The 24,821-nt window shown below is 67.4% G+C and carries 27 protein-coding genes; 18 read left to right on the forward strand and 9 right to left on the reverse strand.

Annotated elements, in window-relative coordinates; genetic code table 11:
• Positions 1–31 precede the first annotated feature (31 nt).
• Entirely contained in the window at positions 32–703 is a 672-nt protein-coding gene (locus AC1DSF_RS10145) for an EthD domain-containing protein (protein ID WP_478182773.1), read from the forward strand.
• Positions 700–834 carry a hypothetical protein gene (locus tag AC1DSF_RS10150; RefSeq protein WP_478124617.1) on the forward strand — a complete coding sequence of 45 codons (135 nt, stop codon included), beginning with the start codon at positions 700–702 and terminating at the stop codon, positions 832–834. The genes AC1DSF_RS10145 and AC1DSF_RS10150 overlap by 4 nt, the downstream gene beginning before the upstream one ends.
• On the opposite strand, the gene AC1DSF_RS10155 is transcribed toward AC1DSF_RS10150, so the two are convergent.
• Positions 821–1,789, reverse strand: coding sequence for a Bug family tripartite tricarboxylate transporter substrate binding protein (locus AC1DSF_RS10155; RefSeq protein WP_478182774.1), 969 nt, complete (start codon positions 1,787–1,789; stop codon positions 821–823). The genes AC1DSF_RS10150 and AC1DSF_RS10155 overlap by 14 nt on opposite strands.
• Positions 1,790–1,881: 92 nt before the next feature.
• Here AC1DSF_RS10155 and AC1DSF_RS10160 point away from each other — a divergent pair, with 92 nt between their 5' ends.
• The gene (locus AC1DSF_RS10160) at positions 1,882–2,181 is read left to right on the forward strand and encodes a hypothetical protein (protein ID WP_478124619.1); all 300 of its coding nucleotides are present in this window, start codon (positions 1,882–1,884) and stop codon (positions 2,179–2,181) included.
• Complete coding sequence (locus AC1DSF_RS10165) at positions 2,181–3,329, forward strand: CaiB/BaiF CoA transferase family protein (RefSeq protein ID WP_478182775.1); 1,149 nt, start codon at positions 2,181–2,183, stop codon at positions 3,327–3,329. Before AC1DSF_RS10160 ends, AC1DSF_RS10165 begins: the two co-directional genes overlap by 1 nt.
• A 6-nt stretch (positions 3,330–3,335) precedes the next feature.
• On the opposite strand, the gene AC1DSF_RS10170 is transcribed toward AC1DSF_RS10165, so the two are convergent.
• Entirely contained in the window at positions 3,336–3,854 is a 519-nt protein-coding gene (locus AC1DSF_RS10170; protein ID WP_478124621.1) for a nuclear transport factor 2 family protein, read from the reverse strand.
• A gap of 85 nt (positions 3,855–3,939) precedes the next feature.
• On the opposite strand from AC1DSF_RS10170, the gene AC1DSF_RS10175 reads away from it, so the two are divergent.
• Positions 3,940–5,247, forward strand: a complete 1,308-nt coding sequence (locus AC1DSF_RS10175) for a CaiB/BaiF CoA transferase family protein (protein ID WP_478182776.1) — start codon at positions 3,940–3,942, stop codon at positions 5,245–5,247.
• Positions 5,244–5,807 carry a DUF2889 domain-containing protein gene (locus tag AC1DSF_RS10180; protein WP_478143865.1) on the forward strand — a complete coding sequence of 188 codons (564 nt, stop codon included), beginning with the start codon at positions 5,244–5,246 and terminating at the stop codon, positions 5,805–5,807. Before AC1DSF_RS10175 ends, AC1DSF_RS10180 begins: the two co-directional genes overlap by 4 nt.
• Positions 5,808–5,825: 18 nt before the next feature.
• On the opposite strand, the gene AC1DSF_RS10185 is transcribed toward AC1DSF_RS10180, so the two are convergent.
• Positions 5,826–6,803: a Bug family tripartite tricarboxylate transporter substrate binding protein gene (locus AC1DSF_RS10185; protein ID WP_478182777.1), complete on the reverse strand. Its 978-nt coding sequence runs from the start codon at positions 6,801–6,803 to the stop codon at positions 5,826–5,828.
• A gap of 106 nt (positions 6,804–6,909) precedes the next feature.
• Here AC1DSF_RS10185 and AC1DSF_RS10190 point away from each other — a divergent pair, with 106 nt between their 5' ends.
• The 6 genes from AC1DSF_RS10190 to AC1DSF_RS10215 are packed head-to-tail and all read left to right on the forward strand — an operon-like array spanning position 6,910 to position 11,779.
• Positions 6,910–7,617, forward strand: a complete 708-nt coding sequence (locus tag AC1DSF_RS10190; RefSeq protein ID WP_478182778.1) for a nitroreductase — start codon at positions 6,910–6,912, stop codon at positions 7,615–7,617.
• Positions 7,618–7,621: 4 nt separating this feature from the next.
• On the forward strand, positions 7,622–8,803 hold the full coding sequence (locus AC1DSF_RS10195) for a thiolase family protein (protein ID WP_478182779.1): 1,182 nt from the start codon (positions 7,622–7,624) through the stop codon (positions 8,801–8,803).
• Positions 8,800–9,192 (forward strand): Zn-ribbon domain-containing OB-fold protein, encoded by a 393-nt coding sequence (locus AC1DSF_RS10200; protein ID WP_478182780.1) that lies wholly within the window; start codon positions 8,800–8,802, stop codon positions 9,190–9,192. The genes AC1DSF_RS10195 and AC1DSF_RS10200 overlap by 4 nt, the downstream gene beginning before the upstream one ends.
• 51 nt (positions 9,193–9,243) lie before the next feature.
• Complete coding sequence (locus AC1DSF_RS10205; RefSeq protein WP_478182781.1) at positions 9,244–10,218, forward strand: Bug family tripartite tricarboxylate transporter substrate binding protein; 975 nt, start codon at positions 9,244–9,246, stop codon at positions 10,216–10,218.
• Positions 10,219–10,220: 2 nt separating this feature from the next.
• A complete protein-coding gene (locus tag AC1DSF_RS10210) occupies positions 10,221–10,811 on the forward strand; it encodes a nuclear transport factor 2 family protein (protein WP_478182782.1) in 591 nt (196 codons plus the stop codon).
• Complete coding sequence (locus tag AC1DSF_RS10215; protein ID WP_478143869.1) at positions 10,808–11,779, forward strand: Bug family tripartite tricarboxylate transporter substrate binding protein; 972 nt, start codon at positions 10,808–10,810, stop codon at positions 11,777–11,779. The genes AC1DSF_RS10210 and AC1DSF_RS10215 overlap by 4 nt, the downstream gene beginning before the upstream one ends.
• 17 nt (positions 11,780–11,796) lie before the next feature.
• On the opposite strand, the gene AC1DSF_RS10220 is transcribed toward AC1DSF_RS10215, so the two are convergent.
• Together AC1DSF_RS10220 and AC1DSF_RS10225 are read right to left on the reverse strand one after the other, a co-directional pair.
• Positions 11,797–12,996: a CaiB/BaiF CoA transferase family protein gene (locus AC1DSF_RS10220; RefSeq protein ID WP_478182808.1), complete on the reverse strand. Its 1,200-nt coding sequence runs from the start codon at positions 12,994–12,996 to the stop codon at positions 11,797–11,799.
• A complete protein-coding gene (locus tag AC1DSF_RS10225; protein WP_478182783.1) occupies positions 12,990–14,351 on the reverse strand; it encodes a CoA transferase in 1,362 nt (453 codons plus the stop codon). Before AC1DSF_RS10225 ends, AC1DSF_RS10220 begins: the two co-directional genes overlap by 7 nt.
• Before the next feature lie 59 nt (positions 14,352–14,410).
• On the opposite strand from AC1DSF_RS10225, the gene AC1DSF_RS10230 reads away from it, so the two are divergent.
• Together AC1DSF_RS10230 and AC1DSF_RS10235 are read left to right on the forward strand one after the other, a co-directional pair.
• Positions 14,411–15,385 carry a Bug family tripartite tricarboxylate transporter substrate binding protein gene (locus AC1DSF_RS10230; protein WP_478124632.1) on the forward strand — a complete coding sequence of 325 codons (975 nt, stop codon included), beginning with the start codon at positions 14,411–14,413 and terminating at the stop codon, positions 15,383–15,385.
• Positions 15,382–17,055, forward strand: coding sequence for an AMP-binding protein (locus AC1DSF_RS10235; RefSeq protein WP_478124633.1), 1,674 nt, complete (start codon positions 15,382–15,384; stop codon positions 17,053–17,055). The genes AC1DSF_RS10230 and AC1DSF_RS10235 overlap by 4 nt, the downstream gene beginning before the upstream one ends.
• On the opposite strand, the gene AC1DSF_RS10240 is transcribed toward AC1DSF_RS10235, so the two are convergent.
• Positions 16,976–17,794: a FadR/GntR family transcriptional regulator gene (locus tag AC1DSF_RS10240; RefSeq protein WP_478182784.1), complete on the reverse strand. Its 819-nt coding sequence runs from the start codon at positions 17,792–17,794 to the stop codon at positions 16,976–16,978. The two genes, AC1DSF_RS10235 and AC1DSF_RS10240, sit on opposite strands and share 80 nt — an antisense overlap.
• A 75-nt stretch (positions 17,795–17,869) precedes the next feature.
• On the opposite strand from AC1DSF_RS10240, the gene AC1DSF_RS10245 reads away from it, so the two are divergent.
• Positions 17,870–18,694 carry an SDR family NAD(P)-dependent oxidoreductase gene (locus tag AC1DSF_RS10245; RefSeq protein WP_478124635.1) on the forward strand — a complete coding sequence of 275 codons (825 nt, stop codon included), beginning with the start codon at positions 17,870–17,872 and terminating at the stop codon, positions 18,692–18,694.
• Positions 18,695–18,712: 18 nt separating this feature from the next.
• Here AC1DSF_RS10245 and AC1DSF_RS10250 read toward each other — a convergent pair whose 3' ends face one another.
• Positions 18,713–19,468 carry an SDR family NAD(P)-dependent oxidoreductase gene (locus AC1DSF_RS10250; protein ID WP_478182785.1) on the reverse strand — a complete coding sequence of 252 codons (756 nt, stop codon included), beginning with the start codon at positions 19,466–19,468 and terminating at the stop codon, positions 18,713–18,715.
• A 96-nt stretch (positions 19,469–19,564) separates the two neighbouring features.
• Between AC1DSF_RS10250 and AC1DSF_RS10255 the strand changes: the two genes are divergently transcribed.
• From AC1DSF_RS10255 to AC1DSF_RS10265, 3 genes are read left to right on the forward strand one after another with little or no spacing between them, the layout of a single operon-like run.
• Positions 19,565–20,746: a thiolase C-terminal domain-containing protein gene (locus AC1DSF_RS10255; RefSeq protein WP_478124637.1), complete on the forward strand. Its 1,182-nt coding sequence runs from the start codon at positions 19,565–19,567 to the stop codon at positions 20,744–20,746.
• Positions 20,743–21,189 carry a Zn-ribbon domain-containing OB-fold protein gene (locus tag AC1DSF_RS10260; RefSeq protein WP_478124638.1) on the forward strand — a complete coding sequence of 149 codons (447 nt, stop codon included), beginning with the start codon at positions 20,743–20,745 and terminating at the stop codon, positions 21,187–21,189. Before AC1DSF_RS10255 ends, AC1DSF_RS10260 begins: the two co-directional genes overlap by 4 nt.
• On the forward strand, positions 21,171–22,328 hold the full coding sequence (locus tag AC1DSF_RS10265) for an MFS transporter (RefSeq protein WP_478124639.1): 1,158 nt from the start codon (positions 21,171–21,173) through the stop codon (positions 22,326–22,328). The genes AC1DSF_RS10260 and AC1DSF_RS10265 overlap by 19 nt, the downstream gene beginning before the upstream one ends.
• Positions 22,329–22,780: 452 nt before the next feature.
• Here AC1DSF_RS10265 and AC1DSF_RS10270 read toward each other — a convergent pair whose 3' ends face one another.
• Both AC1DSF_RS10270 and AC1DSF_RS10275 read right to left on the reverse strand, forming a co-directional pair.
• Positions 22,781–23,878: a CaiB/BaiF CoA transferase family protein gene (locus AC1DSF_RS10270; RefSeq protein WP_478124640.1), complete on the reverse strand. Its 1,098-nt coding sequence runs from the start codon at positions 23,876–23,878 to the stop codon at positions 22,781–22,783.
• A gap of 26 nt (positions 23,879–23,904) precedes the next feature.
• Positions 23,905–24,744, reverse strand: coding sequence for a hypothetical protein (locus AC1DSF_RS10275; protein ID WP_478124641.1), 840 nt, complete (start codon positions 24,742–24,744; stop codon positions 23,905–23,907).
• Positions 24,745–24,821: the final 77 nt, after the last annotated feature.

A 24,821-nucleotide genomic window follows, 5' to 3' on the forward strand; every position in this document is an offset into this window, starting at 1 on the left:
ACAATGACGCAACCAAATCGACTCGCCCCTCATGTCGACCCACATACTTTGCCTTGCTGGTGACGCCGCCGTGCGCGCCGCGTTGCCGCTCCTGCCGGATGCGCAGGTACATGTCTACCGCGTGCTGCGCTACATCCCGACCGATTCGGTGACGGAAGATCGGGCGCGGCGGCCGATCGTGCCGGATGCCGAGCGTATCCACACCATCGTCGAATGCAACTTCCGCGATTCGGCCGCGCAGGCGCGGGCCCAGGCCGGTGCGGATTGGCGCGCCTTCGCGGCTGCAGTCGATGAAACGGGCGAGCGTTTGTATGCCTTCGATGCCTTATCCAACATCCCGATAGCGCCGGTGCGCGGCGCGGTCGAGGGCGGCTTTCGCCGGTGGATGCTGCTGCGCCGTGCGGCGGCCAGTCCTGATGCGTTCCGCGACGCCTGGTTCGGACGGCATGCCGACCTCGTGAAGAAGCTGCCGCGGGTGGACGGCTATGTCCAGAGCCTGGTGACAGGGCGATTCGGCCCCGATGGAGAGGCCGCGAGTCACGAAAGTCTCTGCGTCGACGGCATCGCCGAGCTTTGCTTCGCCAACGAGGCCGCGATGCTGGAGGCCTACTCTGCCGATGCACGATTGCCTCTGCGAGACGATGGGCGTGCGCTGCTGGCCGGCATCGTCACGCTGCTTGTACACGGGAGCCGGGCGTCATGAGCGAGCGTCTCGACGAAGTGGATGTGATCGTGGTCGGCAGCGGCGCTGGCGGCCTGGCTGCGGCCGTTGCTGCGAGAAAGCTCGGGCTGGAGGGGCTGGCGGGCGAGGCCGCGGTGCTCAGTCCATCGTGATGTTGTTGTCCTTCACCACCTTGGCCCACAAGGTGTGGTCGGAAACGATGATGTCGCCCAGCGCCTTCGTGCCGCTCTTCGGGACCACGTAGACCGCGCGGAACTTCTCCTGGATGTCCGCTTGCGCGAGCAGCTTGGCGACCGCGTCGGCCATCTTCGCGATCACCTGCGGCGGTGTGCCGGTGCGCGCCACCAGGCCGAACCAGGTCTGTGTGTCGTAACCCGGCACCACTTCGGAGATGCTCGGCACGTCGGGCAGCAGCGGGCTGCGCTGGGCGGTGGACACGCCCAGAATGCGCATTTTTGCGTCTTTCACGAAGCCGGCGGTGACCGACGACGGCGTCGAGAGCATGTACTTGGTCTGGCCCGCGAGCAGTGCCTGGGCGGCCGGCCCCGCGCCGGGGTAAGGCACCATCACCATCTTGCGAATGCCGGCCGCCCCGTGGAAGGCCTCCATCGCGAGCTGGCCGACGCCGCCCAAGGCCGAGGCGCCCCACTCGAGAGAACCGGGCTTGGCCCGGGCCTGCTGCACGAATTGCGCGAGTGTGTCCGGCATCGATGGATTCGTCATCAGCACCATCGGCGAAGTGCCTAGCAGAGAGACCGGTACGAAGCCCTTGACCGCGTCGTAGCTCGGTTTGCGCTGCACTAGCGGCACCGTCACCAGGCCGCTGCCATGCAAGAGGAAGGTGTAGCCGTCGGCCGGCTGCTGTGCGACATACTGCGAGGCGATCGCGCCGCCCGCACCAGGCTTGTATTCCATCACCACCGGCTGGCCGAGCATCTTCTGCAGCGGCTCCTGGACGTAGCGGCCGAGCACGTCGTTGGTGCCGCCCGCCGCGGCGGGCACGATGAACTTGATGGGGCGATCCGGCCAGCGATCTTGCGCCAGCGTGGGGCCGCTTGCAGCGAGGGCAGCGAGCAGGGCGCCCGCGATGAGGGTACGGCGATACATGACATTGTCTCCTTGTCCCGCATGATCGATCGAATTGGCCCAAATGTCTATAGGTCTTACCAAAAGACCACTGCCTGTGTATGATGAAGCCGATGAATACCACCCCCGCCACCCGAACCGTGGCCGAGCGCCAGTTCGACGTCGAAGACGCGCGCGGCCGTACCTATCGCGTCACCCGCTACGTGTGGGAGGAGGAGCGCGATGGCGCCTGGGTCGAGCTGTGGGACATGCTGCTCACCGCGACCGGCGGCCTGCTTGATGAACTGCCCGGCGGCGGCTATCGCGTGGACGGCACCGGCACCTGCGTGCGCGCAGTGCCGGGCAGTGTGCGTACGCGCGCATCGCGGCAGATGGAGACGGTCGTGCCGGTCGGTGCCACCGGGGCGCATTGATGGCCGCCGTGCGCCAGGGCCCATTGGCGGGGCTGCGGGTCGTTGAAATGGCGGGCCTCGCGCCCGGCCCCTTCGCCGCGATGATGCTCGCCGACATGGGGGCCGAGGTGCTGCGCATCGACCGACCCGAACCCGCTGCGCGGCCGATGCCGCAGCGCTACTGGTTCACTGACCGCAACCGGCGCTCGATCGCGCTGGACCTCAAGACCGGGGATGGCGTGGCGCTTGCGCGGCGGCTGATCGGCGAGGCCGATGCGCTGATCGAGGGCTTCCGTCCCGGCGTGATGGAACGCCTGGGCCTCGGACCCGACGAATGCCTTTCGCTCAATCCGCGCCTGGTCTACGGCCGCATGACCGGTTGGGGCCAAGAGGGCCCGCTCGCGCAGGCGCCGGGCCACGACATCAACTACATCGCTTTGGCCGGCGTGCTCGACGCGATCGGGCCGGCGGAGGGACCTCCCGTGGTGCCGCTGAACCTGGCGGGTGATTTCGGCGGCGGCGGCATGTATCTCGCCTTCGGTATCGCCTGCGGGCTGATCGAGGCCGCGCGCTCGGGCCGGGGGCAAGTCGTCGATGCCGCGATGGTCGACGGAGCCGCGTCGCTGATGACCTATTTCTACGGCTACATGGCAGGCGGCAAGTGGCCGGGCCGCGGGCGCTCGACGCTCGGCGGCGCGGCGCCGCACTATGGCGTGTACGAGACGAAGGACGGCAAATACGTTTCCGTCGGCTCGGCCGAGCCGAAGTTCTATGCAGAGTTGCTGCGCATCACAGGCATGGACCGCGATCGCCTGCCGGATCGCGGCGACCCCGCGAACTGGCCCGCCTTGCGCGAGCGACTGGCCGCGATATTCCGCAGGCGCACGCGCGACGAGTGGAGCGCGCTGATGGAGTCGTCCGAGGTCTGCTTTGCGCCCGTGCTGGATCTGCGCGAGGCCGCAGCCCATCCGCACAACGTGGCGCGCCAGACCTTCATCGAGATTGACGGCCATGTGCAGCCGGCGCCTGCACCCCGCTTCTCGCGTACGCCGAGCGCAATGCCTCAGGCCGGCGTCGCGGCGGGGGTCGATGCGAAGGCCGCATTGCAAGGGTGGGGCCTGCCGGCGAGCGAAATCGACGCGCTGATCGCGCGCGGCGCGGTGGTCTGAGGGGCCTCAGTCGATGTCGAGCCAGTCGGGTTTCGCCTGCCGCTGGCCTTTCAACGCCGAGGGCTGCGCCGCGTCGACGGGATCGATGCGCAGCCGCGTGAGGCGCAGGAAGCTGATCTTCCATTCGCCGTCTACCGCGCGGTACTCCTCTTCGTAGTGGCCGTAGCCGCGAAAGCCACGGCTGCCCGGCGCCTCCTTCACCGTGCTGCCGTCGGTCCAGTCGACGTAGTCCTCCATCGCCCAGATCACGCGCGCGTGACCAGGTCCGAGCAAGCGGATCTCCGGCATGTGGCAGTGGTGCACGGAGATGGTGTTCGCCAGGCGCGTCGAGACGCCCTGCACGAACGTGGCCACATCGGCGCCGGCGGGCGCCGAGCCCAATCCCTCGAAGCGGCAGTCGGGCGTGAACAGCGAGGCCAGCCTTGGCCATTGCTTGGTGTCAATGTAGCGGCAGTAGCGCGCCTTGGTTTCGACGATGGCCTGTAGTGCCAGCAGGCGCTGCACCGACGGGTCGGACTCTGACATGCGTGCTCCTCGGGTGAATGCGTTGACGGCGCGAGAATCTCGCAAGTATAATGGTCTTACCAATGATACTTTAAGGCCGTCTTCCATGTTCGAACGCCTCGAAAACGACTTCCCGGTGCATACGCCGCGCCCTGCCGATGCGCCCGTGGCGCTGGAGGGCATCCGCGTGATCGACTTCAGTCACTTCCTCGCCGGCCCCTTCGCCACCATGATTCTTGGCGACATGGGCGCGGACGTGATCAAGGTGGAGACGCCCGGCCGCGGCGATGAATTCCGTCACTACCCGCCGGTGCCCGCCGAGGCCCCAGCGCAGGGCGCGCCCTATGCATGGGGCAATCGCAACAAACGCAGCGTCGCGCTGAACCTCAAGAGCCCGGACGGCGTGGCGGTGGTGAAGGAACTGATCGCACAGGCCGACGTGCTGTGCGAGAACTTCTCCACCGGCGTGATGGAGCGCTTCGGCCTCGACTATGCAAGCGTGAAGAAGATCAATCCGCAGATCATCTATTGCTCCGTCTCGGCCTATGGGCGCGAGGGCGCCTTCAGCGATCGTCTGGGATTCGATCCGATCGCGCAGGCGGAAAGCGGCTTCATCTCGATGAACGGCTATCCCGACCGGCAGGGCGTGCGCACGCTGTCGCCGGTGGTGGACATCAGCACCGCGATGATGGCCTGCAATGCCATTCTTGGCGCGCTGCTGGCCCGTGCGCGTACCGGGCAAGGGCAGCAGATCGAGATCGCGCTCTTCGACAACGCGGTGCTGATGACCGGCTACGCCGCCATGCAGCACCTCTACACCGGCGCGCATCCGCAACGCCATGGCAACACCAGCCCCGACACCTGCCCGTCGGGCGTGTTCATGAGCCAGGACAAGCCCTTCTATATCAACTGCGGCAACGACAAGATCTTTCATCGCCTGGCGGAGCAGGTGCTCGAGAGACAGGACATGGCGAACGACCCGGTCTATTCCGACCGCAATGGCCGCATGGGCAAGCGCGAGGAGATCTTCAAGCTTCTTGAAGAGTTGTTCGTGCAGCATCCGTGGTCGTACTGGCAGCCGCGCATGCGAGCCGCTCAGATCCCGTGCGGCGAGGTGCGCAGCGTCGGCGATGCGCTGCGGTCGCCCGAGGCGAAGGAGCGCGGGCTGGTGACGCGCGTCGAGCACCCCACGCTGGGCTGGATTCCCAATGTGCGACTGCCGATTCTCTACTCCGCCACGCCCCTGGCCGACCCGCAGGCCGCGCCCGCGGTGGGTCAGCACACGAACGAGGTGCTGGCCGAGGTGCTGGGCTACGACGACGCGCGCATCGCCGCACTTCGGGCCAGTGGCGCGCTGGAGCCGGCCGCAGCGCGGCAGCCCGTGCTGCCTGCCGCGGAGGCGGCGGCGGGATGAAGCAGCTCTCGCCCGCGGCACCCCGCGCGTTGCTGCATACGCGCCGGGTGGAATGCACGGGGTGGGAGCGCGAGGACGGCCTGTTCGACATCGAGGGCCGCCTGTCGGACGTGCGCACGCACGACCAGGACGGCTCGCGCGGCAATGCACCGCGCAAGGCGGGCGATCCGGTGCACCTGATGTCGCTGCGCATCACGCTGGACGACCGCTTCACCATCGTGGCAGCGGAGGCCTGCTCCCACCAGGTGCCCTATGCGGACTGCGATGGCATCAATGCGGCCTACGCTCAATTGGCTGGGCTGCAGATCAAAGGCGGCTTCACCAAGGCTGTGAAGGCGATGTTCTCTGGTGAACACGGCTGCACGCACTTGACCGAACTGCTCGGCCCTATGGCCACTACCGCCTTGCAGGCGATCAACCCTGCCCTCGAACGCCGGCGCGCGCGGCGCGGCGAGCCGATCGACGACCCGAAGTCCGGAGATCGCCTGCTGGGCAGCTGTCACGGCCTGCGCCGCGGGGGCGAGCCCGCAATCATTCGCTGGGGCGGACGCGGCGCCTGAGCGCCGCCGCGCCTTGGCTCATTCCGGCTGGATGCCCTTTGACTGCAGCAAGGCCCCAAAGCGCGCGCCTTCCTTGTCGACCAACGCGCGGAACTGCTGCGGCGTGCTGAACTTCGGCTCGTTGCCCGAACGCTGCAGAGCCTCGCGGACGGCGGGATCCGTCAGCGCTTGTCCCATCGCGTCGTTGAGCTTCGTCACCACGGCATGAGGCGTTCCGGGCGGCGCCACGAGGCCGAAGAACACCTCGGTCGTCATGCTGGGAAAGCCTTGCTCGGCCATCGTCGGTACTTCGGGCAGTTCCTTCTCGCGCTGCGGGCCGGTCACCGCAAGTGCCTTGAGCTTACCCGAGCGTACAAGGGGAATGTTGGACGACAGCGCGTCGAACAGGAACTGGATGTTGCCGCCCATGATGGCGCTTGCGGATTCGGCCCCGCCCTTGTAAGGCACATGCAGGGCGTCGAAGCCGGCCTCGCTCTTGAGCAGTTCGGCAAGCAGATGCAGGCTGCCGTTGATGCCGTTGGAGCCGAAGCTCAACTGGCCGGGATGCGCCTTGCCGTAGGCCACGAGTTCTTTCACATTGTTCACGCCGAGCGTCGGCGATGCGACCAGGATGAAACCCGAGGTGGTGGCCTGGCCCACCGGGATCAGCGTCTTCACGTCGTAGCCGGGATTCTTATAGAGAAAGGGCGAGATCGCCATCACGCTGTTGCCCACCCACACCAGCGTGTAGCCGTCGGCGGGCGCGCGCACTGTCTGCGCAACGGAGAGCGTGCCCGAGGCGCCCGGCTTGTTGTCGATCACAACGGGCTGGCCGAGCAGCTTGCCCATCTTGTCGCCCACCAGGCGGGCGGTGATATCCGTTGTGCCGCCGGCGCCAGCACCCACGAGGATCTTGATGGGGCGCGACGGGAACGGCTCCTGCGCCCAAAGGGGCTGGACGGCGATGGCTGCGCCGGCGGCAAGCAGCGTGCGGCGCCGGATGCGGCAATCGGTCATGGGTGTCTCCTTCATCGAGTGGGGAAAAGATCCGTGGACGCCGTCAGCCGTTTCGACTGATTGACTCGGCATGGATACCCCATTATATTGGTCCTACCATTTAAATATGCAACCTATAACCAACCACACGATGAATCTCACGCCGGCCCAGATGCTCGATTCGCTGCTCGCGCAGCGCCACAGCTGCCGCGCCTTTCTTTCGACGCCGGTGGAGCGCGCCACCATCGAGTCCGTTCTGCGCACGGCGCAGCGAGCCGCCTCGTGGTGCAACTCGCAGGCCTGGCAAGTCAGCGTGACCTCGGGCGAGGCGACCGAGCGCCTGCGGACCAAACTGCTCGAAGCCGAGCGCGCGGGCGAGGGCGGCGGCACCGACTTTCCTTTTCCACAGGAGTACCGAGGCGTCTACCTGGAGCGCCGGCGCGAATGCGGGTTCCAGCTCTACAGCGCGGTCGGCGTGGAGCGCGGAGACAGGGAAGGCTATGCGCGCCAGACGCTGGAGAACTTCCGGCTCTTTGGCGCGCCGCATGTCGCCATCCTGACCAGCGACCCGGGCCTCGGCGTCTATGGTGCGGTCGATGTGGGCGGCTATGTGCAGGTGGTGCTGCTCGCGATGCAAGCCCATGGCTTGGCTGCGATTCCGCAGGCCGCCCTGGCGCATCAGAGCGCTTTGGTGAAAGAGGAGCTCGGCATTGCGAAGGAGCGCCTGATGGTGTGTGGCATCTCCTTCGGCTACGAAGACACCGAGCATCCTGCCAACAGCTATCGCACCTCGCGCGCGCCACTCGGGCAGGCGGTCCAGTTCGTGGGAGCGTGACGACATGAAGACCCTTGCAGACCGCAGCATCGCGATCGTCGGCTACGCGGAAACCAAGCTGGTGCGCAGGAGCGGACGTACCGCGCTATCGCTGGCCGGCGAAGCCATCGACCGCCTGATCGCGCAGACAGGCATCGAGCGCTCGCGCATCGACGGCTTCGCCACGACGCTGGCCATGAGCGAAGGCGGCAACCCGTTCTACAGCAACCTGCTGGCCGAGGGGCTGGGCCTGTCGGTCACCTGGTGCCAGGCCACCGAAATCGGCGGCGCCTCATCGGGTGGGAATATCGCGCGCGCGGCAGCTGCCATCCAGGCAGGCCTGTGCGACATCGTGCTGTGCCTCGCGTCGGACGCGGTGTCCACCGTCGACCGCTCGGTGCAATCGGGCCATCGCACCGAGTACTGCGACCCGGCCGGTTACGCGGGCCCGCTGTCGGCCTTCGCACTGCTGTCCAATGTGTACGACCAGCGCTACGGCCTGCCGCACGACGCGCTGGCGCGGCTGGCGGTGACGCAGCGCGAGGGCGCGCTGCTCAACGAGAACGCCTGCGACGTGCTGCGCCGGCCATTGACGGAGCGCGAGTACCTCGACTCGAAGATCGTCTCAGACCCGCTGCGCATCCTCGACTGCGTGATGCGCTGCGACGGCGCAAGCGCGGTGCTGGTGATGTCGACGCGGCGCGCACGCGTGATGGGCTTCCAGAAGCTCGTGCACCCGATCGCCTATGCCGAGCGCATCAACTTCGATCCGACCGAGTCCAGCGGCGACATGCTGCGCACCGGCTTCACAGATGTCGCTCCGCGCGCCTTCGGCGCCGTGGGCTGGAAGCCCGGCGACGTGAAGATGCTGCATTGGTACGACGACTTCCTGATCGCGCTGATCCTGCAGCTGGAACAAACCGGCTTCTGCGGGCCGGGCGAGGGTGGTGCCTTCGTCATGGCGCACGACATGACCTGGCGCGGCGAGCTGCCGCTGAACACTGGCGGTGGCCAGATCTCGGCCGGCCAGCCCGGCCTCGCCGGCGGTGGCGTCAACCTCGTCGAGTGCCTGCGTCAGATGTTCGGCGAGGCCGGCGCGCGCCAGGTGGGCGATGCCAGCAACGCGATGCTCTCGGGCATCGGCGTGATCCAGTACGCCCGCACCTGGGGCACCAGCACGGTGATGCTTCTGGAGAGAAGCCAATGAGCATGACGATCGATCTTCCCCCCGACGTTGGCGCCTCCTTCTTCGAAGGCTTGCGCGATGGCCGCCTGATGCTGCAGTTCGACCGCGGCAACGGCCGCGCCCAGTTCTACCCGCGCCCACAGAGCCTCTGGAGCGAGAGCGGCGTGGAGTGGCGCGAGGCCAGCGGCCGCGGCACGATCTTCGCGCTGACGCTGAGCCGCGTCGGGCCGCCGCATTTGGCCGACGCGGTGCCCTACCCAATGGCGCTCGTGCGCCTGGCAGAGGGCCCGCGCATGCTCGCCCGCATCCATGCGCGCTATGACGACTTGGCCATCGGCCAGGCGGTAGAGGTGGACTGGAGCCATCCCGACTCGCGGCGCGCCTTTCCGGTGTTCAAACCGGCAGGCTGAAGGACGCGCGGCCTCTGCATTTCTTCAATACACGATTCCAGGAGACAACCCATGATGTTTCGACGCCAATGGCTGGCCTTGTCGGCGCTCGCGCTTTCCGCGCTGGCGCTGGGTAGCGCGCAGGCCGACAGCTTTCCGAGCCGGCCGATCAAGATCGTCGTGCCTTTCGCCGCGGGTGGCACCGGCGACGTGCTCATCCGCACGCTGCAGGAGCCGATGCAGCGTCGCCTGGGGCAGCCGATCATCGTGGAGAACCGCCTCGGCGCGAGCGGTTCGATGGGCACCGTGTTCGTCAAGAACGCGCCACCCGATGGCTACACGCTGCTGCAGGTGGGCAATTCGACCGTGACCACGCCGATGCTGCAGAAGACGGCCAATTACGATTCTCAGAAGGACCTCGCGCCGGTGGGACTGATCGCGACCACGCCGATGGTGTTCCTGGTCAATCCGGTCGTGCCGGCGACCAACATGCAGCAGTTCATCGACTACGCACGGGCCAATCCCGGCAAGCTCGAGTTTTCGTCGGCCGGGCGTGGCTCGCTCGCGCACCTGGCGACCGAGTCCTTCAACCAGGCGGCCGGCCTGAAGATGGTCTTCGTGCCCTACCAGGGCGCGGCACAGGCCGTCAATGCGGTGCTCGCCGGGGATGTGAAGGTGGCGCTGACCACGCCCTCGGACGCGATCAATGCCTTCGTGAGCGCGGGCCGGGTGCACATGCTCGCGGTGTCGAGCGAGAAACGCAGCCCGCTGCTGCCCGAGGTGCCGGCAATCTCGGAGGCGTTGCCCAACTTTGCGGTCAACGCCTTCTTCGGACTGTCGGCGCCGGCGGGCACGCCGAGCGCCGTGGTCGCGAAGCTCAACGACGCGCTGAACAAGTCGATCGCCGAGCCCGCGGTGCAGGCCAGGCTCAAGGCCCTGGGCATGTTCCCGAACGCAGGCAATGCCGCGAGCTTCGGCGACATGATGAAGCGCGATCATGTGCTGTGGACCGGCGTCATCGCCAAGGCGGGCATCGAAGCGGAGTGATGATGAACAGCACCCTTGACGACTACGCGCCCGAGCGAATCGCCGACCGCATGCAGATCCAGGACTGCATGTATCGCTGGTGCCGCGCGGTGGATCGGCTGGACTTCAGTGGCATTCGGGACGTCTTTCATCCCGATGCGACCGACATGCATGGCGCCTACGATGGCCCGGTTGACGGGCTGGTCGACTGGATCCGCAGCCGCCACGCGGCCATCCCCTTCTCGATGCATGCAGTGAGCAATCTCCTGATCGAGTTCGCCGGCCCCGATCTCGCGCTGGTGGAGACCTACGTTCGAACCACCCAGCGTTACCCGGCCGAGGCGCGCGCGGCGCTTGACCAGCTCGCCGGCGGCAAGGCAGGCGCCGACGGCGGCGGCATGGACCTCATGACCTGCTCGCGCTATGTCGATCGCTTCGAGCGGCGCGAGGACCGGCGCTGGAAGATCGCGCGACGCACGCTCGTGGCGGACTGGAAGCAGTTCGTGCCCGTGCCCGACGGCCTGCCGACGCCGCCGGCCTCGCAGCAGACCGGCCGACGCAACCAGGACGACTTCATCTTCCAGGAACGCAAGGCGTTGGGGATCCGACCATGAACCGAAAGCAATTCCTCCGCTGCACGTTCGCAGCGTTGGCTGCAGGCGCCGCGTGGCCCGCGCTGGCTGCCTATCCCGACAAGCCGGTCATGCTCGTCGTACCCTATCCGCCGGGGGGCATGGGCAGCACCTTCGGCAACATCGTCAGCGAGGCGCTCAGCCCGAGGCTCGGCGAAAACATCGTGGTCGACTACAAGGGCGGCGCCAATGGCGCGCTTGGCGCGGCCTACGTGGCCAAGGCGCAGCCGGACGGCTACACGCTGCTGATGGCCGTCAACAGCACCATGGCCATCAACCCGCACCTGTACTCCAGGCTGCCTTTCGATCCGCTCAAGGACTTCGCGCCGGTGTCGATGATCTTCACCAATGCGAACGTGCTGGTGGTCAATGCGTCCAGCCCGGTGCGCTCGGTGAAGGACCTGATCGCCTACGCCAAAGCCAATCCGGGCAAGGCGAACTACGGCTCGGCCGGCAACGGTTCCACGCCGCACCTTTCGGGCGAGATGTTTCGCCAGCTCACCGGCGCGCCGGTGGTGCACGTGCCGTACAAGGGCAGCGGTCCGGCCATCGTGGACCTTCTCGGTGGCCAGATCGACTTCCTGTTCGTCGACACCTCGGTGCTGCCGCAGGTGCGCAGCGGCAGGCTGCGTGCACTGGCCGTCACCGGCCGCACGCGGCTGGGCGCCGCGCCCGAGCTGCCGACGATGGAGGAGGAAGGCGTGAAGGGCTTCGTGGTGGATACCTGGTACAGCATCTGCGCGCCCGCCGGTACCCCGCCCGAAGCGGTGAAGCGCCTGAACGCGGAGATCGCGAAGATGCTGGCCGATCCCGCGGTGCGCCAGCGCATGCGCGACATCGGCGTGGACCCGGCCGAAGACACGAGCGCGGCCTATCTGCAGAAGACCATTCAGGCCGACAGCGCGCGCTGGAAGAGGTTCATCCAGTCCACCGACATCCACCTCGACTGAGGCGGCGGGCGCGCGGGTCAGATCACGCCGTCGCGCTCGAAGGCGCGGATCTCCGATCCCGCGTAGCCGAGCAGTTCGCCCAGCACGTACTCGTTGTCCTCGCCATAGACGGGCGCGCCGCGCTGCGGCAACCCGCCCACATGGCTCGGAGTCTTCGACAGCCGCGCGGGCAGTTCGGTGATGGGCCATGTGCCGATGCGCGGCGCCGTCACCTCGGTCATCCACCGCTGCTGCGCAAGCTGCGGGTCGAATTCACACCGATCTTCCGCGGTCTGGCACACGCCCGCCGCGATGTCATGCGACTGCAGCAGCGCCATGCAGGCGTAGCGCTCCTGCGTGCGGGTCCAGCTCTCCACCGCTTCGTCCAGCGCGTCCTGGTGCGCGATGCGTGAGGCGAGCGTGGCGAAGCGTGGATCGCGCAGGGCCTCGGGCTCGCCGGCGGCGCGCAGCAGGGCCTGCCAGTCCCGGTCGGCGAAGCAGGCGATCGCGATCCAGCGGTCCTCGCCCGCGCAGCGATAGGCTCCATGGGGCGCCGCGGGCACGTAGGGCGATCGGTTGCCGGTGCGCGTGAAGGGCTTGCGCTGCAGCGCCCACTCCAGGCATTGCACGCCTGTGAGCATCAACCCGGACTCGCATTGCGACGCATCGATCCATTGGCCCTGGCCGGTTCGCTCGCGGTGCAGCAGGCCTGCAAGGATGGCCTGCGCGAAGCCGTAGGCGCCCATCCAGTCGAGGTACGAATACCCCCAACCGGCCGGGGGCGCGGGCTCGGGCAGGCCGGACATCTCGCTGATACCCGTGAATGCCGCGGCGATCGGGCCGACGGTGCGCATGCGGCCATAGCGCCCGTGTGCGCCCATCCCCGACTGCTGCACGTAGACGATGTCCGATCGGATACTCTTCATCGCTTCGTAGCCCAGGCTCCAGCGGTCCATGACGCCGGGCGAGAAGCCCTCGGCCACCACGTCGCTGATTGCTACCAGCTTCCGCGCGATCTCGAGGCCGCGCGGGTCGCGAATATTGAGCGACAGGCCGCGCTTGCCGGCGTTCTTGTGGTTGTAGTGCCCGCCCATGGTTGGGTCGTCGAGCCCTTGCAAAGGGCCGGTGGCATGCTGGCGCGCTTCGCGACCACCGATCGGAGCCATTGCGCCCAGACGGCTGTCGAGGTTGTCCTTCCATTCGACCTTGATGCATTCCGCGCCGAGCGCCGTCACCATGCGCGTGCCGCCGGCGGAGGCAAGAAACCAGGAGAAGTCGAGGATGCGGATGCCCTGCAACGCGAAGGGCCTGCCGCGCCCGGAGAGCGCGCTCCGGGCGTCAGGCGCCTTGTCCTTGCGGGCGGCCGGCGCTTCGCTGTGCGGTGTCGAGCCTTGCTGCGGCCGCCGCGCGCCGGGCTGCGGAGCGGCGCGATCGGCCACCCATGCGGTGGTCGATCCGATCCATTTGCTGCGGGGATAGGGCAGCCCGTCGATCCACGCATAAGTGCCGCGGGCGGCCCAGTGCGGATCCTCGAGGTTCTCGTGCGGCTTGCGCAGTGGCGCCCACATGAGGCCGTGTGCCTGCGCCTCTTGCATGGCAGATCGCGGAACCGGAAGCTGCGCACGAAGCGCTGCACCACCTCGAAGACATGGGCCTTGTGCTCATCGAAGGCCGTGGCACCTGGCACGTCGCGCTTCTTGGGGTCACGCAACGGATCCGGGCCGGTGAGGTCGTAGGCCATGCGGCGGGACGATAGAAACTCGACAAGCTTCTTCTCTTCCGCAGCAGTCACCATCCAGCCGAGGTTCCAGCGCCCGTCCTTGGTCTGCGCGAGCGACGTGGTGATATTGGGCAACTCGGCGGAGTGGCGGCAGGTCTGCCGCCGCTGGTGGGCGGCGCGCATCACCCAGGACATCAGGTCCATCTCGGTCGAGACGGACACCGCCGTGTGGATCGCACAGCTCACGTCCTGGCCCTCTCCGGTGCGTTCGCGGTGCATCAGTGCACCAAGAATGCCGATCAGCGTCTGCTCGCACGCGATGTGGCTGGCGTGGAAGGCCTGCGGTGCGATCGGAGGCAAGTCGTAGTCGCCCTTGGGATCGGGGTCATAGCCCGTGTTCATCATGACCCCGCCGAGGGCCAGGTGGATCAGGTCGCTGCCGCGGAAGTCCTTCCATGGACCGTCGTCGCCGAACGGGGTGATGCGCGCGGTGACCAGACCGGGGAAGTGACGGGCGAGATCTGGCAGCGCGAGCCCGGTGGCGAATTCCACCTGCGCCAGGCCGCCGCACAGAAAGACGTCGGCTTCTACCAGAAGCGCAAGCAGAGAAGCGCGTGCCGGCGCGACCGGCAGGTCCAGCAGCACCGAGTCCTTGTCGCGGTTGTAGGCCTGGAAAAAGAGGGAGCGCCCGTCCTGCGAGAGTGGCGGCATGCGCCGCGACGCCGCGCCGGCGAGGGGCTCGACCTTGGTGACATGTGCGCCGAGCCCGGCGAGCAGAAGGCCGCAGTACTCGGCCTCCGGCTCGCACAGTTCCAGGATCCGCAGACCCTGCAACAGGCCAGGATTGTCAGAATCATTGAATGGTTGGACCATTTAGAATATTATAGGGACACTCGCGCTTTTCACCAGAGAGAACCCAGGAGACATATCTTATGAAGACCGCCCGCCTGTTCGCCGCCGCCGCGATGCTCGTGGCCGCCGCGACTTCGTTCGCACAGGGCCCGGACGCCTATCCTTCCAAGCCTGTGACGATCATAGTGCCGTTCTCTGCGGGCGGCGCCACCGACCTGTCCGCCCGCATGATTGCGACGCTGCTGTCGAAGCAGCTCGGCCAGCCCTTCGTTGTGGAGAACCGCGCAGGCGCGGGCGGCATGATCGGCATGGGTGTCGTGGCGCGCTCCCAGCCCGATGGCTACACGCTGGGGTGGGGCGGCAACAGCCCCATGAGCGTCACGCCCCACGTCACGAAGAACCCGCCCTACGACCCGCGCAAGGCCTTCGCGCCGGTGAGCCTGGCGGCGATCTCGTCGTGGACGCTGACCTCCCGGGCCGACCTGCCCGCCAAGGACTTCGGTGAACTGGTCAAGCTCGCGAAGGCCTCGCCGGGCAAGATCAGCATCGCTTCCTCGGGCAATGGCAGCGCGCCGCACTTGCTGGCTGAGATGCTCAAGCAGTCCGCCGGGATCGACCTGCTGCATGTGCCCTACAAAGGCGAGATCGAAGGCGTCAACGCGCAGCTCGGCGGGCAAGTCGACCTCATGTTCACCTCCACCTCGGCCGCCACGCCGCAAGTGAAGGCAGGCAAGCTCAAGGGCTACGCAGTCACCACGCCCAAGCGCGAGCCGGCGCTGCCGCAGTTCCCGACGATGACGGAGGTCGGGCAACCGGACCTTACGATCGAGATCTTCTTCGGCCTGGTCGCACCAGCTGGCACGCCCAAGCCCGTGGTGGACAAGCTCGCCGCGGCGATGAAGGTCGCAGTGGCCGACGCCAACTATCGCGAGTCCATGGAGAAGGCCGGCGTCACTGCCACCAGCAGCACACCCGAGGAGTTCGGAGCCCTGCTGACTCGCCACAACGAGCGCTGGGTCGCTGTCATCAAGCGCAACAACATCACGCCCGAATGAGTCCGAAGACCCCTGGCATGGAGCCGAACGCCGTTACCGCCGACACCTACGCCCTGCGCGAGCTGACCTTTCCGAAGATGCTCGCCAGATTCACGCAACGATCGCGCGACAAGGTCTTCCTGACCGAGACGGCCACCGGCCGCACCTTCACTTACGGCGAGATCGACGCCTGGACCGACCGCGCCGCGCATGCGTTGCAGGACTTCGGCGTGAGGCGTGGCGGGCACACGGGCCTGCTCATGGGCAACTCGGCCGAGCATCTGGCGGTGTTTCTCGCCATTGCCAAGATCGGCGCAGTATCGGTGCCGGTCAACACGGCCGCGCGCGGCGAACTGCTGCGCTACTACCTCGGCCAGTCCGACTGCGAAATAGTGCTCGTCGATGCGACGCTCGCTTCGCGCCTGCATGAAGTGCTTCCGGAACTGCCGCAGCTCAAGCGCGTGATCGTGGTGCGCACGGGAGAGGAGGGCGAAACTCCGATCGAATCGGCTGGCGCATTCGAGGTCGCCGATTTCCATGCACTGGTCGAGCGCGCCCCCGGGACGCCCTTCGTTCCCGCCATCGAGCCGCGCTTCTGCGACCTGGTGCTGATCGCCTACACCTCTGGCACCACTGGTCCGTCCAAGGGGAGCATGCTGTCTCAGGCCGCGGCGCTCACCTATGGCACCAGTGCGGCCGAGGCGCAGGGCTACCGTGCATCAGACATCTTCTACGTGTGTCTGCCGCTCTTTCACAACAACGCGCTGTTGGCAGCCACGGGCGCCGCGTTGGTCTGCGGGGCTTCGGTGGTGATGTCTCGGCGCTTCTCGGTGTCGAGGTTCTGGGATGAGATCCGAGAAGCGAAGGCGACAATCACCAACTTTCTCGGCGCGATGTCCAGTTTTCTCTGGAGCCAACCCCCGTCGCCCGCCGATGCCGACAACTGCCTGCGACTGGTCAGCATGGCACCGACGCCGAAGTACGCGGCCGAGTTCGAGGAGCGCTTCGGCCTGCGGGCGATGAACAACTACGGACTGTCGGACTACGGCATGGTCACGTCCTTCACCGAGTGGGACCCGCGCGACAAGCTCGGCTCCATCGGACGGCCGAGGCGCGGCGTCCAGGTCAGCATCGTGGACGACGACGACTTCGAGCTGCCAACGGGCGAGCCGGGCGAGATGGTGCTGCGCTTCGAGGAACCCTGGCGCGGCACCATGGGCTATTACAAGATGCCCGAGGCCACACTGGCGTCACGCCGCAACCTGTGGTTCCACACCGGCGACCGGGGCATGCGCGACGCCGACGGCTACCTCTACTTCGTCGACCGCAAGAAGGATTGCATCCGTCGTCGCGGCGAGAACATCTCGGCCTTCGAGGTCGAGCAGATCATCGCCACGCATCCCGGCGTGGCCGACGCCGCGGTCTTCCCGGTGGCGACGGCGAGCAACGACGAGGAGGTGGCGGCAGTGATCGTCACGAAGCCCGGCGCGCAGCTCGACGAGCTGCAGTTGGTCGCGCATTGCCAGCGCAACATGGCCTACTTCATGGTGCCTCGCTACATCCAGTTCCGAGAAGCGCTGCCGACTACCATGAGCCAGAAGGTGGAAAAGTTCAGGCTTCGCCAGGAGCTCGAGGCCGGGCTTTCGCAGGCCTGGGATCGCGAGGCGGCCGGCGTAGTGCTGGCGCGCTAGCGTCGGGCATGTCGGCATTCACCATGTAGCCGCGGTGCAGTTTGGTGAGCGCCGAACTCATCTCGGACACCGCCTTCTCCGCGTCTCGCGCGCGCAGGTGCTTGAGCAGCCGCTTGCGCGAAGGATGCGTGTAGTCCTGCTGCTCGGTCGGGCCGATCGCCTTCACAAACTGGCGGGTGATCTCCATGATCCCTTCGGTCGTCGCAATCAGGACGGGGTTATGCGTGGTCCGTGCCAGCATCACGTGGAAGGCCTGGTGGTGCCGGGTCCGCTCTTCGAAATCGCCGGCCTGCTTCGCGCGCGCGGCGGCCGCGACGTTGGCCTCCAGTGCGTCGATCTCCTCGTCGGTGATGCGCTCGCAGGCTACGCGGATCACCGCGGCGCTCACCGCGATGCGCGCCTCGGTCAGGTGCTGCGGCGTGATCGCGCCGAGGAAGTAGAGATCGCGCATGCCCGCAACGACGGCGTTCGAGCTGCCCGGCAGCACGAAGGCACCGCCGGTTGCGCCCAGTCGCAACTCGACCAGGCCGCTGAGTTCAAGCGCGCGCAGCGCCTCGCGCATGGTATTTCGGCTGACGCCGAACCGCTTGGCCAGCTCGCGCTCCGGTGGGAGCTTGTCGCCGGGACGCAGCTTTCCTTCCGAGATCAGGCGCCGCAACTGGTTGGCCACCTCCTGGAAGATGCGCTGCGGATTGATGGGAACAACGTCGAAGTCGTCGCGGTCGAGGGAGTTGGGCATGAGGCGGATCGTAGCGGCAACGAGCATGTCTGCCGCACATTGACCTAATGGTTGGACCAATAATATGATCGATCAATGAGAAACGCCATCACTTCCACGCTGCAAGGCCAGGTGGCCATCGTCACCGGCGCCGCGCGCGGCCTCGGGCGCGCATACGCGTTGCGGCTCGCGCAACTGGGCGCCGATGTGGTGGTCGCCGACATCGACCTTGAGTCCGCGCGGGAGTTCGGCGAGGGGCTCACGGCATCGGGTGTACCCGAAGAGATCCGCGCCCTGGGCCGCCGCAGCATCGGCGTGCAGGGCGACCTGCGTCGGCGCGAGGGCGCGCGCGCCCTCGTGGAAAGAACGATGGCGGAGTTCGGCCGCATCGACATCCTGGTCAACAACGCCGGTGGGGCCTTCACGCCGGTCGAGCGCAGCCTGGCCTCGCAGATGCCGGACGAGGACAGCGATGCGATGCTGGACGTGAACTACCGCAGCGCTCTCTTCTGCAGCCAGGAGGTATTGCCCGCGATGCGCGCGCAGGGTGCCGGCGTGATCGTGAATATCGCCACCCTGGCCGCGCTCGACCCGTCGCGCGCCGCCGGGCGCCTCGCGCCCTATGCCATCGCGAAGGGAGCGCTGCTTACTCTCACGCGATATCTCGCCCACGAGCTCGGTCCAGAGGGCATTCGCGTCAACTGCATCGCGCCCGGTTCGATGATGACCGAGCGCATTCGCAAGCAGGCGGCCGAGCGTGGCATGCAGAACGAGAAGGAACTCAAGCGCATCCCGCTGCGCCGCTTCGGCGAAGTCGAGGACTGCGCGAACGTGCTGGAGTTCCTGGTCACGCCGTTGTCGGGCTATGTGACGGGGCAGTGCATCTCGGTGTGTGGTGGGCAGGTATTGACGCCATCGTGAGGTCGCTCATGGGCTGTCTCAGCCCATGAACACGCCACCGTTCACGTCCACGCACGTGCCGGTGACGTAGGACGCCTGTTCGCTCGCAAGGAAGAGAACGGCAGCCGCCACTTCGTCCGTGTGCCCCAGCCGCCCCATCGGAATCGCGCGGGTCGCCGCAGTGATGACTTCCGGACTGGAAAGCGAGGACAGTGCAGTCTCGATCCGGCCCGGCGCGACGCAGTTGACGGTGATGCCATCTGGCGCATAGCTGCCCGCCAGGTGCCGCGTGAGTCCGATCAGGGCCGCCTTGGAGGCGGCATAGTCGACGCCGGCCGGTGCCACGAAAGTGCGTCCGGCGCGCGAGGCGATGTTGATGATGCGGCCGAAGCCCCGCTGGCGCATGCCCGGGATCAACTCGCGCGAAAGAATGAATGGCGCGGTGAGATTGACTCGCAGCACGCGCTCCCAGTCTGCGGTCGTTACCTCGGTGGGTGGAACGGGCTGGCCGTTGCGCTTGCTGGAGACGCCGGCGCAGTTGACCAGGATGTCGCCGCCGCCGAACAGTTCCTTCATGCGTGCCGCGACACCCAGCACCTGCGTTTCGTTCCCGATGTCGGCCACTTGCGCATGCACCGGTGCGTGCGGTGTGGACAGCCGGTCCGCCGCGGCTTGAACGCTTTCGCTCACATCCGCCAACAGCACGCGGTGCCCCAGCCCGACGAAGCCGCGAGCGATGGCCAGGCCGATGCCGGCTGCGCCGCCGGTGACGAGTACGGATCTCTGGGTCGGCATGGCTTGACGGCTCCTTCGTGAAACATGGATTGAGGAACGAAGTATAGGCACTGTGATAGCATTGGTCCAACCATTCAACAGTTAGATGTTTTGAGCATGAACAACCGAACATTGCGCGGTCGCGTCGCCATCGTCGGCATCGGCGAGACGACCTACTACCGTCATGGCCAGTCGCCCGATTCCGAGTTCAAGCTGGCGCTCAAGGCGATCCTCGGTGCCTGCCGCGATGCCGGGATCGACCCGCGCGAGATCGATGGCTTCGCCTCGTACAGCAACGATCGCAACGATCCCTCGCGCCTGGCTGCCGCGCTCGGGCTGCGGCAACTGCGCTCCACCACCATGCAGTGGGGGGGCGGGGGCGGCGGCAATTGCGCGGCAGTGGCCAATGGCGCGGCCGCAGTCGCGGGCGGCCTGTCGGACTGCGTCGTCGCGTTCCGTGCGCTGGCACAGGGGCAGTTCGGCCGCTTCGGGCAGGCGCCCACCGGGCCGACGATTTCCGGCGACATGGCCTGGCAGGCGCCCTACGGCGTGCTGTCGCCCGCTCAGAAGTTCGCTATGAAGGCGCGCCGATTCATGCACGATCACGGGGTGAAGCAGGAGGCGCTGCGCGCGATCGCCATGGCGTCCTATGCGCATGCCCAGCGCAACCCGCGAGCGGTGATGCACGGCAAGCCGTTGACCGAGGCGCAGTACGACGATTCGCGCTGGATCGTCGAGCCCTTCCATCTGTTCGATTGCTGCATGGAGAACGATGGGGCGGCCGCGGTGATCATGGTGCCGGCGGAGCGGGCGAAGGACTTTCCCAACAGGCCGGTGTACGTCCTCGGCGCGGCCACCGGGTCGGACGAGCGCGTGGGCGCGGTGCCCCACAACACGCCTAACTACGCGAGCTCCAGCTTCGCCACCGTCGCGCCGAATCTCTACCGCATGGCCGGTGTCACACCGAAGGACGTGGGCGTGGTGCAGAGCTACGAGAACTTCACCGGCGGCGTGCTGATGGCGCTGGCCGAGCACGGCTTCTTCCATCCGGACGAGGCCAACGAATTCCTACGGCTCGAGAACCTGCTGGCACCCAGCGGCAAGCTGCCGCTCAACACCAGCGGTGGCAATCTGGCCGAGTGCTACATGCATGGCTTCGAGCTGGTGCTCGAAGCGGTGCGGCAGGTGCGCGGCACCTCCACCGCGCAGGCGCCGCGCAACGACGTGGCGCTGGTCATCGGCGGGCCGATGGTCACGCCCGTCAGCAATCTCATGCTCGGATCGGAGGCTGCACTGTGAGCGCTCATACCTATCTGCCACCCGGCTTGCCTATTCCGGTCCCCGAGCCGGACGGCCTCTCCAGGCCCTACTGGAGCGGCTTGAGCGAGAACCGCCTGCGAGTGCAGCGCTGCGGCGGTTGCGGCACGTGGCAGTTCGGACCGGAATGGATCTGCCACCACTGCCATCGCTTCGACCCGGACTGGGTCGAGGTCGCGCCGCGCGGCCGCATCTACAGCTGGGAGCGCGTGTGGCACCCAGTGCATCCCTGCCTGAAGGGCGCAGGACCGTACCTCGTGGTGCTGGTGGAGCTGCAGCAGGCCGGCGGCGTGCGCATGCTCGGGAACCTGCTCGGCGATCCGATGCGGCAGGTGGTGATTGGCGCCGAGGTTGAGGGGGTCTTCGAGCACCACCCGCAGGCCGAGCCGTCGTACACGCTGATGCAGTGGCGCTGCGTGGCCTAGGTTCGGCCGGCCTGCCGCTCGGGCTGATCGTCGCGCTCGGGGTCGGGCACGCGGCGTTCGCCGGCAACCGCTTCACGATCACGCTGCACGCAGTCGCGCTGCATGCATCGCCGCTGGCGATCGGCACCCTGCTGGGGCTCGTGATGATCGTTCCGATGCTGGCCGCGGTGAAGATCGGACGCTGGTCGGACCGCATCGGCTACGCGCCCTTCGCGGCCGGCGGCCTGGCGCTGCTGCTGGTGGCCGGCCTGCTGGTCGCCGCATGGCCCTCGATGCCCTCGCTCTATGCCGCGAGCGTGCTGACCGGTACGGGCTACATGTCGGCGCATGTCGCAATCAACCTGGCGATCGGCCGCGCCAGCGCACCGCAGCGCCGCACGGATGCCTTCTCCGTGATGGCCGTCGTGTTCTCGCTGTCGGGGCTCACGGGGCCGATGCTGGCGGGTGTGGTCATCGATCATTCCGGGCATCGCTGGTCCTTTCTGGCCTTGTGCGCCTTCGCGCTCGCGAGCTTGGCGCTGTTGCGCCGCGCGGCCTCCCGATATCGTCTGCCGCCGTCGGGGGAGGGCGCTCAGGCGCGGCCGCGCGTCGGCGACTTGCTGACCCAAGGACCGCTGCGCGCGGTGTTCTTTGTCAGTGGGCTGCTTTCGATGGGCTGGGACCTGTTCACTTTTCTGGCACCGCTGCAGGGCGTGCGGGCCGGCTTGAGCGCGACCAGCACCGGCGCGCTGATGGGCCTCTTCGGCGTCGGGACCTTTGCGATCCGACTGCTGCTGCCGCGCATCTCGCGCGGCGCGGGCGAATGGGGCACGATGGGTGGCGCCTTGTTCGTCACGGCGCTGGGGTACCTGGCCTTCCCGCTCCTGAGCGACTTCGGGCCGCTGATGGTCGCGTCCTTCCTGCTCGGGATGAGCCTGGGTTGCGGGCAACCCGTCTCGATGGCACTCGTTCACAGGCATTCGCCCGAGGACCGCATTGGCGAGGCGGTCGGCGTGCGTTCCACCATCACCAGCGCGAGCCAGACCTTCCTGCCAATGCTGTTCGGCGCGCTGGGCTCGGCCGTCGGGATGATCGCGGTGTTCTGGGCGGTCTCGGTGCTGCTGGCGGCGGGCGGTGCCTTCGCTATCCGGCGACGCTGACCCGCCGCCGGAGCAGCGGGGCGAAGCCTGCGCCCACAACGGACAGGGCGGCCGCAGGCAGCAGCAGCGGGGCGGCATACGCTTGGAGCCAATCGCTCGGTGTGGTGGTCTTCGGCGGCTCGGTCGATGCCAGCCGCCGCCATGCCCCACAGTGCGCGCCAGGCCAGCAGCGCGTCGAAGAAGTCCGCGCGTGCCGCGGCTGCCGAAGTGAGGCCGCAGCCGACGAGCGCAAACGTCATCAAGCGCTGCTTGCCGAAGCGGTCCGCGAGCGGACAACAGCTGCATCAGTCCATAGGCGACTGCAAAGGCGACGATGAGGCGGACTGCATCGCCCGCGCCGCGGTGAAATTCGAGAGCGAAGCGCGGCAGCGGCGAATCGCACACCCGAAGCGCCGCGGCGCTGAAGAAGGCTGCCGCCGCGAGCAGGCGGACTCGCGCGCCGGGTGCAGCGCTCATTGCCAACGCTCGAGCACGTCGGCTGCAGGCGTTGGCTGTTTCGGCGCCGGTCCCTGAATCTGCGAAGGCGTGCGGGAGAAGCGCGGGGCAGGCGCCGGCTGGCGGACGCCTTCCACCTCTACGAACGTGTTGCGCGCTCGGTTGTGCGGATGCACCTGTGCCCGCGACAGGGGCAGCACGGGGGCGAAGCACACGTCGGTGCCTTCCAGTGCGGCCGTCCATTCCTGCTGCGTCTTCTGCTTGAAGACGCGGGCGAACTCATCGTGCAGCCGGGGCCATTGCGCGCGATCGTTCTGCGCGCGGTGCAGCTCGGCCGGAAGTCCGACACGCTCGCAGAACTCCGAGAAGAACTGCGGCTCGATCGCACCGAGCGTGACATGCTCCCCGTCCGCGGTCTCATACACGCGGTAGTAGGGCGCACCGCCGTCGAGCAGATTGCTGCCGCGCGTTTCGCCGAACACGCCGCGCATCTGCTGGCTCACGAAATTGGTCATCAGTGAGGCGGCGCCGTCGCTCATGGCTGCGTCCACCACCTGGCCGCGACCGGAAAGGCCCGCCTCGCGCAGCGCCGCCAGGACGCCGACGATGAGGTAAAGGCTGCCGCCGCCGTAGTCGCCGATCAGGTTCAGCGGCGGCACGGGCGCGCCGTCCTTCGGCCCGATCGCATGGAGCGCGCCGCTGATCGCGATGTAGTTGAGGTCATGGCCGGCAGATTGCGCGAGCGGTCCCTCCTGGCCCCAGCCCGTCATGCGGCCGTAGACGATGCGCGGGTTGCGCGTGAGCACCGTGTCGGGGCCGAATCCGAGGCGCTCCATCACGCCGGGGCGGTAGCCTTCGATCAACACGTCGGCCTTCTCCAGCAGCTTGAACACCTGCTCGCGCGCGGCGGCGTCCTTCAGGTCGGCCAGCACCACGCTGCGGCCCCGGCCGGTGATGTTGTGCGGCTCGCCCAGCTTCTTGCCGGGCCGGTCGATGGTGACGACATCCGCGCCCATGTCGGACAGCAGCATGCAAGCGAACGGACCGGGGCCGATGCCGGCGAACTCGACAACGCGCAGGCCGCGCAAGGGGCCGGAAGGGGATTCGGTCTTCATCCAGTTTCTCCAGGGTTTCGAGATGTTCAGGCCAAAAGCAGCAGGGCGGCCTCGCGGGCGGATTGCCCGACGCGCACGCCCTTGTCGCGGGCGATGCGGTTGGCGGCGCTGATCACGCCGTCGAAGTAGGTACTCTGGCCATCGCCCATGCGTGCGGTGAGCGCACTCACGCTGGCACCGGCAATGCCGTCGGGCTCTACGGCCTCGAGCGCGCTCAGGCCGCTACCGTTCTTGCCGCCGCCGCCGTCGGAGCAGATGAAGGCCCAGGGGCGGAAGTCGCGGAAGTAGCCGACCACGCTGCGCCCGGTGTGGCCGGCGGTGCACAGGACATTGCGCTCGCGGTCCTCGGGCCGGGCGTAGGCGATGGAATCGGTGCACACGATGCTGCGGCCGCTATCGGCCGTGTGCACCACGAGTCGGCGCGCGGGATCGAAGGTCGCGGGCTTATTCTCGCCCGTCAGCATGCAGCGCGCGGCATCGCGTACCGTCATGCCTGGCGTGATGCCCAGCGCCTGCGCTGCGTCGTTCACACGGCTGACGATGCCGTGGTCGTACAGATCGGCGCCGTTGCCCATCTCGGCGGTCATCACGTCGGCTGCGGCGGCCGGCACGCCCAGTGCCTCGTAGTACCACAGGCCCGCGATGCCCGCGCCATCCTTGCCGATCGCACAGTCCAGCCCGATGACGGCCTGCGGCCTCGCCAGCATCACCATGCGGGCGCAAAGCACGCCGCTGTATGAGGCGTTGACGACCACGTCGCCGACGGTATCGGGCGCGTGGGCCACACGGCTCTCGACATAGGTCGCGGAATCGAAGACCAGCACGCGGCCGGCGGGAAGATGGTGGATCGTGGGAGGGTTGGCCATGGATGAAGTGTAATGGTCAGTCCATTGCAAGTCTACGAAATTGAGCTGTCAGACCCTTGGTGCCCTTGGGCTATCCT

Source organism: Variovorax sp. 01N429, assembly GCF_056399425.1.

Bases quoted from the DNA above. Each gene is read 5' to 3' on its own strand.
- AC1DSF_RS10145 (WP_478182773.1), top strand. From the start codon at position 32: ATGTCGACCCACATACTTTGCCTTGCTGGTGACGCCGCCGTGCGCGCC.
- AC1DSF_RS10150 (WP_478124617.1), top strand. From the start codon at position 700: ATGAGCGAGCGTCTCGACGAAGTGGATGTGATCGTGGTCGGCAGCGGC.
- AC1DSF_RS10155 (WP_478182774.1), bottom strand. From the start codon at position 1,789: ATGTATCGCCGTACCCTCATCGCGGGCGCCCTGCTCGCTGCCCTCGCT.
- AC1DSF_RS10160 (WP_478124619.1), top strand. From the start codon at position 1,882: ATGAATACCACCCCCGCCACCCGAACCGTGGCCGAGCGCCAGTTCGAC.
- AC1DSF_RS10165 (WP_478182775.1), top strand. From the start codon at position 2,181: ATGGCCGCCGTGCGCCAGGGCCCATTGGCGGGGCTGCGGGTCGTTGAA.
- AC1DSF_RS10170 (WP_478124621.1), bottom strand. From the start codon at position 3,854: ATGTCAGAGTCCGACCCGTCGGTGCAGCGCCTGCTGGCACTACAGGCC.
- AC1DSF_RS10175 (WP_478182776.1), top strand. From the start codon at position 3,940: ATGTTCGAACGCCTCGAAAACGACTTCCCGGTGCATACGCCGCGCCCT.
- AC1DSF_RS10180 (WP_478143865.1), top strand. From the start codon at position 5,244: ATGAAGCAGCTCTCGCCCGCGGCACCCCGCGCGTTGCTGCATACGCGC.
- AC1DSF_RS10185 (WP_478182777.1), bottom strand. From the start codon at position 6,803: ATGACCGATTGCCGCATCCGGCGCCGCACGCTGCTTGCCGCCGGCGCA.
- AC1DSF_RS10190 (WP_478182778.1), top strand. From the start codon at position 6,910: ATGCAACCTATAACCAACCACACGATGAATCTCACGCCGGCCCAGATG.
- AC1DSF_RS10195 (WP_478182779.1), top strand. From the start codon at position 7,622: ATGAAGACCCTTGCAGACCGCAGCATCGCGATCGTCGGCTACGCGGAA.
- AC1DSF_RS10200 (WP_478182780.1), top strand. From the start codon at position 8,800: ATGAGCATGACGATCGATCTTCCCCCCGACGTTGGCGCCTCCTTCTTC.
- AC1DSF_RS10205 (WP_478182781.1), top strand. From the start codon at position 9,244: ATGATGTTTCGACGCCAATGGCTGGCCTTGTCGGCGCTCGCGCTTTCC.
- AC1DSF_RS10210 (WP_478182782.1), top strand. From the start codon at position 10,221: ATGAACAGCACCCTTGACGACTACGCGCCCGAGCGAATCGCCGACCGC.
- AC1DSF_RS10215 (WP_478143869.1), top strand. From the start codon at position 10,808: ATGAACCGAAAGCAATTCCTCCGCTGCACGTTCGCAGCGTTGGCTGCA.
- AC1DSF_RS10220 (WP_478182808.1), bottom strand. From the start codon at position 12,996: ATGGTGACGGCGCTCGGCGCGGAATGCATCAAGGTCGAATGGAAGGAC.
- AC1DSF_RS10225 (WP_478182783.1), bottom strand. From the start codon at position 14,351: ATGGTCCAACCATTCAATGATTCTGACAATCCTGGCCTGTTGCAGGGT.
- AC1DSF_RS10230 (WP_478124632.1), top strand. From the start codon at position 14,411: ATGAAGACCGCCCGCCTGTTCGCCGCCGCCGCGATGCTCGTGGCCGCC.
- AC1DSF_RS10235 (WP_478124633.1), top strand. From the start codon at position 15,382: ATGAGTCCGAAGACCCCTGGCATGGAGCCGAACGCCGTTACCGCCGAC.
- AC1DSF_RS10240 (WP_478182784.1), bottom strand. From the start codon at position 17,794: ATGCCCAACTCCCTCGACCGCGACGACTTCGACGTTGTTCCCATCAAT.
- AC1DSF_RS10245 (WP_478124635.1), top strand. From the start codon at position 17,870: ATGAGAAACGCCATCACTTCCACGCTGCAAGGCCAGGTGGCCATCGTC.
- AC1DSF_RS10250 (WP_478182785.1), bottom strand. From the start codon at position 19,468: ATGCCGACCCAGAGATCCGTACTCGTCACCGGCGGCGCAGCCGGCATC.
- AC1DSF_RS10255 (WP_478124637.1), top strand. From the start codon at position 19,565: ATGAACAACCGAACATTGCGCGGTCGCGTCGCCATCGTCGGCATCGGC.
- AC1DSF_RS10270 (WP_478124640.1), bottom strand. From the start codon at position 23,878: ATGAAGACCGAATCCCCTTCCGGCCCCTTGCGCGGCCTGCGCGTTGTC.
- AC1DSF_RS10275 (WP_478124641.1), bottom strand. From the start codon at position 24,744: ATGGCCAACCCTCCCACGATCCACCATCTTCCCGCCGGCCGCGTGCTG.